Raw genomic sequence first — 6583 nt, forward strand, 5'->3', positions numbered from 1 at the left:
GGTTCAGCGCGACCTCGGCCGGCGTACCTTCGATAACCGGCTGCGGGCCGGCGCCATGGTTGACCACCGGGATCTGGACGTCGGAAGCAGCGTTGCTGTTGTTGCCGCTATTGTCGAAATCGTCGCGGTCCTCATCGCCATCATCGTCGAAATCATCGCGATTCTGCTGCGTGTTCTGGATCGGCATCTGCGCCTGTGCGGCCGCGATGATGCGATTGTAATGCTCGGCGTGCTGGAGATAGTTCTCCGCCATGACCCGGTCGCCGGAGCTGTGTGAATCACGGGCAAGGGTGGCGTATTTTTCGGCGATCTGCTGAGCCGAACCGCGGATCTTCACGTCCGGGCCATTGCTCTCGTAGTTGCGCGTCAGGGGATTAGGCCCCTTGCGGTTGTTGTTGTTATTGTTGTTATTGTTACCACCGCCGCCGCCATTGTTGTTGCGACCGCGCATGCGCCTGTTCTGCTGTTGTGGCCTCATCAAACTCTCTTCATTTTGAAATTTTCGAAAAACTCTTCACGAACGGAGGCGCTCATGCAGCCAGCCGTTTCGTCTCTTCACCGGCGTTCGCCCGCATCGATTGCGTTGGCGCCACGTGTCATCCTGTTCCGGTTACATCACTTGCCGGACGATTCCCGCACGAAGCTTGGGCATCGTTTGCGCAAGAAGGCAGCTATTTCCAAGGAAAACCGAATCGCTAAGAGCACTGCCTGCTTCGTCTCATCCGGTTAAGGCGACCCTAGCCGCATTCCCCGGCATTGCCAAGCGCTTTTTTGCACTGCGTCAAGGCTTTATCCTTTCAAAGACAATAACCCTGTCGTTTCCACCGAGGTCACGGAAAACACTGCCCGGCACGTAGCCGGCTGCAGTGAATATCTCGCAGACCTCGTTGCGTTGCGTATGGCCGATCTCGACCGCAATTCTGCCTTCAATTTCCAAAAACCTTGCCGCTTCCGCAGCGATGGTTCTGTAGGGGTTCAGACCGTCCGCGCCGCCATCCAGGGCTAGGCGCGGGTCGAAATTGCGGACTTCGTCCTGCAGATTTCCAATGTCTTCGGAACATATATAGGGAGGGTTTGCGACAATTACATGGTACCGGCCGGAAACTTTTTCGAACCAGTCCGACTGCAGCGCCGTGAACCGGCCCGCAAGGCCAAGTTGCCCGGCATTGCGGGCCGCCGTCGCCAGCGCACCCGCGGACAGATCGACGCCGGTGGCATTAGCCGTCGGCACGACGCTGAGCAGCGCCAGCGCAATGGCGCCGGTGCCGGTGCCAAGATCGAGGATGCGACACTCGCCTTCCTGCGTCGCAACCGCCTTGACGAAGGGCAATATCGCCTCGACCAGCGTTTCGGTATCCGGCCGCGGTTCCAGCGTTTCCGGCGACAGCGCCAGGCGCAAACCGTAGAATTCACGATAGCCGAGGATGCGATGCACAGGTTCGCCGCCGGCGCGGCGTCTCAACGCGGCATCGATTTCGGCAACAGCGCCGGCGCCGACCCTGCGTTCGGGGTCCGCAATGGCTTGCGTGCGCGTCGTGCCCGAAAAATGCTCGACGATCAGCCTCGCATCGAGCGCCGGGTCGTCGACGGTGCTGCCGAGCCGAGCCCGCGCTTCCCGCAGCAGCGGCCCGAGCGCGTTGGGCAGGTCAGTCATCGATGCCGATGTCGGCGAGCAGCTTGGACTGATGATCGGCGATCAGCGCGTTGATGATCTCGTCGAGTTCGCCCATCATCACCCGGTCGAGCTTGTAGAGCGTCAAATTGATGCGATGGTCGGTGACGCGCCCTTGCGGGAAATTATAGGTGCGGATGCGTTCCGAGCGGTCACCGGAGCCGACCTGTGACTTGCGCGATTCGGAGCGCTCCTCGTCAGCCTTGCCGCGTTCGAGATCATAGAGGCGGGCGCGCAGGATCTGCATCGCCTTGGCGCGGTTCTGGTGCTGCGATTTCTCAGCCTGCACGACCATGATGCCGGTCGGCAGATGGGTGATGCGGACCGCCGAATCGGTGGTGTTGACGTGCTGGCCGCCCGAACCCGAGGCGCGCATCGTGTCGATGCGGATATCTTCGGCCCTGATGTCGATGTCGACCTCTTCGGCTTCGGGCAGCACCGCGACGGTTGCCGCCGACGTGTGGATGCGCCCGCTGGCCTCGGTCGCCGGCACGCGCTGCACGCGGTGCACGCCGGATTCGAATTTCAGATGCGCAAAGACGCCCTTGCCCGACACCGTGGCGATGATTTCCTTGTAGCCGCCGGCATCGCCATCACTGGCCGAGGCGGTCTCGAAACGCCAGCCGCGTTCGGCGGCGTAGCGTTCGTACATGCGAAACAGGTCGCCGGCGAAGAGCGCGGCCTCATCGCCGCCGGTGCCGGCGCGGATTTCGAGAATGGCGTTCTTGTCGTCGGCGGCATCCCTGGGCAACAGCAGGATCTGAATGTCCTTCTGCAGCGCCTCGATGCGGTCCTCGACCCCTGGCAGCTCGGCCTCGGCCAGCGCCCGCATCTCGGCGTCAGTGCCCTTGTCGGCAAGCATGGCCTCGAGGTCGGCCTGTTCATGCTCGGCCGCGCGCAGCGCCCTGACCTTGGCCACCATGTCCTGGATTTCGGCATATTCGGATGCCATACGCACATAGGCGTCCGGGGCCGGGCCAGCCGACATCTGCGCTTCGAGCATCTCGAAACGCTTGACGACTTGATCCATACGATCGCGGGGCAAATTGACCATGATGAGGCTGCTATAACGGGATCGAACGGTCGTCGGCAAAGGCCTGCAGCAGCGCCCGCATCGGCAGGCCCTGTGCCGGAGCCATCAGATTGTCGTCGAAAAACGCCTTCAACTCGTCCAACGGCAGTTCCGTCAGCATCGCCTTGACCGGCCCGATCGAGGCCGGCGACATCGAGATCGAGCGGAAACCGAGTCCGATCAACGCCATCGCCGAGATCGGCTTGCCGGCGAGTTCGCCGCACAGCGTCACCGGCGTGTGATTGCGGACGCCGGCATCGGCGATCTGCTTGAGGACGCGCAAGAAGGGTGCCGACAGCGTGTCGAAGCGGTTGGCCAGTTGCGTGTTGCCGCGGTCGACGGCCATGACGAACTGGAACAAATCGTTCGAACCGACCGAGACGAAATCGACCGCCTTCATCAATTCGTCGAGCTGGAACAGCAGCGACGGCACTTCAAGCATCGCCCCCAGCTTCAGGCTGGTCGGCAAATGATGGGCAAAGCGCGACAAGTGCCGCACCTCGCGGTCGATGATCTCGCGCGCCTGGGTGATCTCGCCGAGCTCGGTCACCATCGGCAGCATCAGCTTCAATTCGCGGCCGCCGCTGGCCTTGAGCAAAGCGCGGATCTGGGTGCGCAGCAGGCCCGGCCGGTCGAGCGTCAGGCGGATCGCCCGCCAGCCAAGCGCCGGGTTCTCTTCCTGGATCGCGCCCTTGAAATAGGGCAGCACCTTGTCGCCGCCAATGTCGATGGTGCGGAAGGTGACGGGCTTGCCGCGCGCCGCTTCGAGCACGTCGCGGTAGAGCTTTTCCTGGGCCTCGGCCCGGGGAAAGGTGGAAGCGACCATGAATTGCAATTCGGTGCGGAACAGACCGATGCCGGCCGCACCCGCTTCGGCAAGCTGCGGCAGGTCGACGGCAAGACCGGCATTCATCAGCAAATCGACCTGGACACCATCCCTGGTCGTCGACGGCTTTTTGCGCAGTTCGCGGTAGACCTCTTGCCGGCGCGCCCTGAAACGCACTTTTTCGGCATAAGCAGCCTCGAGATCGGGCTGCGGCCGCAAATGGATCACGCCCTCCTCGCCGTCGACGATGATGGCATCGCCGTTTTCCGCCATGGAAACAGCGCCCTTCATCTGGCCGGCGACGGGGATGCCCATGGCACGGGCGACGATGACGACGTGGCTGGTCGCTGCACCGTCCTCGAGCACCAGCCCGCGCATCTTGTCGCGGGGATAATCGAGCAGTTCGGCAGCTCCCATCGAACGGGCGACGATGATGGCGTCCTTAGGCAGCGATGCCGCGACATCTTCCGGCCCGCGCCCCATCAGCTGGCGTAGCAGGCGGTTGGCGAGGTCGTCGAAATCGCTCATCCGCTCGCGCAGATAGGGATCGGTCATGTGCAGCATGCGGGCGCGCATGTCGCTCTGCACCTTTTCCACCGCGGCTTCGGCCGTCAGGCCGTTGCGGATCGCCTCTTCCAGCCGGCGCACCCAGCCGCGATCGTTGGCGAACATGCGATAGGCTTCCAGCACCTGGCGATGCTCGCCCTCGAAGGCGACGTCGCGGCGTTCCAGCATGTCGTCGATGGACAACCTGAGCGAGCTGAGTGAGGTCTCCAACCGGCGAACCTCTTCCTCGCTGTCCTCGTTGAACAGATTGGTGACGACGATGCGCGGCTCGTGCAGCACGACATGGCCAAGCCCGACGCCTTCATTGAAGGACAGGCCGGTGAAGCTGACAGGACGGCGCAGATCGAGTTCGAGGCCGGGCCGGGTCAGCCGCGCCAGATCGCCAGTGGCGATCATCTCGGCGATCACCATCGCCGTGGTCTCCAGCGCCTCGACCTCGTCGTCGCGGTAGTGGCGCATGGTCTTGTTCTGCACCACCAGCACGCCCAGCGTGCGCCCTGCCCGCAACACCGGCACGCCCAGGAACGAGTTGTAGATCTCTTCCCCGGTCTCCGGCAGGTAAGCGAAGGCAGGGTGTTCCTGCGCATTGGACAGGTTGAGCGGCCGCGCGCTGGCGGCGATGGTGCCGACCAGGCCTTGGCCCAGCCGCAACTGCGCCAAATGGACGGCGTTCGGGTTCAGGCCTTCGGTGGCGTAGAGTTCGAGCACCGAATCGGCGCGCAGCACATAGAGCGAGCAGACTTCCGCGACCATGTTGGAGGCGATGTCGCGCACAATCCGGTCAAGCCGCTCCTGCGGCTCCAGCGGCTCCTGCATGAGCTCGCGGAGCCGTTTGAGCAAAACGCGCGGGCCACTGGCCTGATCACGCATCGCGGCTTGTTCTCCAATGGGCATTCTGCCCGCCGCAGTTTCCACCGCGACCGGCGCACACGCAACAACTCAAATCGTTCTCGCTACTGCTTATCCAGACCGTAGACGGAATGCAAAGTACGAACCGCAAGTTCCGTATACGGGCCGTCGATCAGGATCGAAATCTTGATCTCCGAGGTCGTGATGGCGCGGATGTTGATCGATTTGTCGGCCAGCGCCTTGAAAGCGGTGGCGGCGACGCCGGCATGGCTCCTCATGCCGATGCCGATGACCGAAACCTTCGACATGCCGGCTTCCGACTGCACGACATCGTAGCCGATCGAGGCCTTGAGGCGTTCAAGCACGGCCAGCGCCTTGTCGACATCGCCCGACGGCACGGTAAAGGTCATGTCGGTGAACTTGCCGTCCTCGGAAATGTTCTGGACGATCATGTCGACATTGATGTTGGCCTCGGCCAGCGGCCCGAAGATGCCGGCGGCAACGCCCGGCCGGTCGCCGACCCGGCGCAGTGAAATCTGCGCTTCGTCCTTGGCGTAGGCAATTCCGGTGACGACCTGCTGTTCCACGATCTCTTCCTCGTCGCAAATGAGCGTTCCGGGCGGATTGAGCAAATCCCCCATTCCGGGCGCATCGGGATCGTCGAAGGACGACCGCACGAAGGTACGCACCCTGTGCACCATGGCAAGCTCGACCGAACGCACCTGCAGAACCTTGGCGCCGAGCGAGGCCATTTCAAGCATTTCCTCGAACGAGATCTTGGCCAGCCGCCGCGCCTTGGGCTCGATGCGTGGATCGGTGGTGTAGACCCCGTCGACATCGGTGTAGATGTCACAGCGATCGGCTTTGACCGCCGCGGCGATGGCGACAGCACTGGTGTCGGAGCCGCCGCGGCCGAGCGTGGCAATACGATTGTCCGGGCCGATGCCCTGGAACCCGGCAATCACCGCCACCTGGCCCTCGCCGAAGCGCTTGATCAGGAACGCACCGTCAATGTCGAGGATGCGCGCCGCCCCATGCGCATTATCGGTCTTGATCGGGATCTGCCAGCCCTGCCAGGAGCGGGCGTGCACGCCCATGTTCTGCAAAGTGATGGCCAGCAGGCCGGCCGTGACCTGCTCGCCGGAAGCGACGACCGCATCATATTCGCGTGCGTCATGCATCGGCGAGGCCTCACGCGTCCAGCCGACCAGTTCGTTGGTCTTCCCGGCCATCGCCGAAACGACCACCGCCACCTCATGGCCGGCGTCGACCTCGCGTTTGACGTGACGCGCCACGTTGCGGATGCGGGCGATGTCGGCGACGGAGGTTCCGCCGAATTTCATCACGATGCGCGCCATGGGAGCGAAATGCCTTTGCCTGAAGCCGGATCCCAGCCAAAAGCCGGAATCCCGAAAAGCGGAAGGCCGGCTGACGCCGGCCGCTGAATGCGCGGCCTCCTTAGCCAAATGACGAAGGTTTCGCAAGGCTGGCGGCCAATTGCCGGCTCCAGAAGCCGGCATATTGCCTTCCGCCCCGGCGCCGCCTACGAAATGCTGCCTGCGGGGAATTCTTTTGGTTCGGCATAGCAGATGATGAT

Annotated in this window: 5 protein-coding genes; all 5 read right to left on the reverse strand. The window is 63.2% G+C overall.

The window, feature by feature from the left end; translation table 11 throughout:
• Positions 1-478, reverse strand: a 478-nt coding sequence (locus EN990_RS34505) for a DUF4167 domain-containing protein (RefSeq protein WP_127388558.1), incomplete at its 3' end; no start/stop codon positions are given.
• Between the two features lie 303 nt (positions 479-781).
• Positions 782-1654 carry a peptide chain release factor N(5)-glutamine methyltransferase gene (prmC, locus tag EN990_RS34510; RefSeq protein ID WP_127370352.1) on the reverse strand — a complete coding sequence of 291 codons (873 nt, stop codon included), beginning with the start codon at positions 1652-1654 and terminating at the stop codon, positions 782-784.
• Positions 1647-2726 (reverse strand): peptide chain release factor 1, encoded by a 1080-nt coding sequence (gene prfA, locus EN990_RS34515; protein WP_127384728.1) that lies wholly within the window; start codon positions 2724-2726, stop codon positions 1647-1649. Before prfA ends, prmC begins: the two co-directional genes overlap by 8 nt.
• A 10-nt stretch (positions 2727-2736) precedes the next feature.
• Positions 2737-5007: a phosphoenolpyruvate--protein phosphotransferase gene (ptsP, locus tag EN990_RS34520; protein WP_063169068.1), complete on the reverse strand. Its 2271-nt coding sequence runs from the start codon at positions 5005-5007 to the stop codon at positions 2737-2739.
• 83 nt (positions 5008-5090) lie between these two features.
• Positions 5091-6344, reverse strand: coding sequence for an aspartate kinase (locus EN990_RS34525; protein WP_013529459.1), 1254 nt, complete (start codon positions 6342-6344; stop codon positions 5091-5093).
• Between the last annotated feature and the right edge of the window lie 239 nt (positions 6345-6583).

Source organism: Mesorhizobium sp. M7A.F.Ca.US.005.03.1.1 (assembly GCF_003997975.1).
Taxonomy (GTDB): domain Bacteria; phylum Pseudomonadota; class Alphaproteobacteria; order Rhizobiales; family Rhizobiaceae; genus Mesorhizobium; species Mesorhizobium ciceri.

Excerpts from the sequence above, each read along its gene's own strand:
- ptsP (WP_063169068.1), bottom strand. The coding sequence starts at position 5,007 with ATGCGTGATCAGGCCAGTGGCCCGCGCGTTTTGCTCAAACGGCTCCGC.
- prfA (WP_127384728.1), bottom strand. The coding sequence starts at position 2,726 with ATGGTCAATTTGCCCCGCGATCGTATGGATCAAGTCGTCAAGCGTTTC.
- prmC (WP_127370352.1), bottom strand. The coding sequence starts at position 1,654 with ATGACTGACCTGCCCAACGCGCTCGGGCCGCTGCTGCGGGAAGCGCGG.
- EN990_RS34525 (WP_013529459.1), bottom strand. The coding sequence starts at position 6,344 with ATGGCGCGCATCGTGATGAAATTCGGCGGAACCTCCGTCGCCGACATC.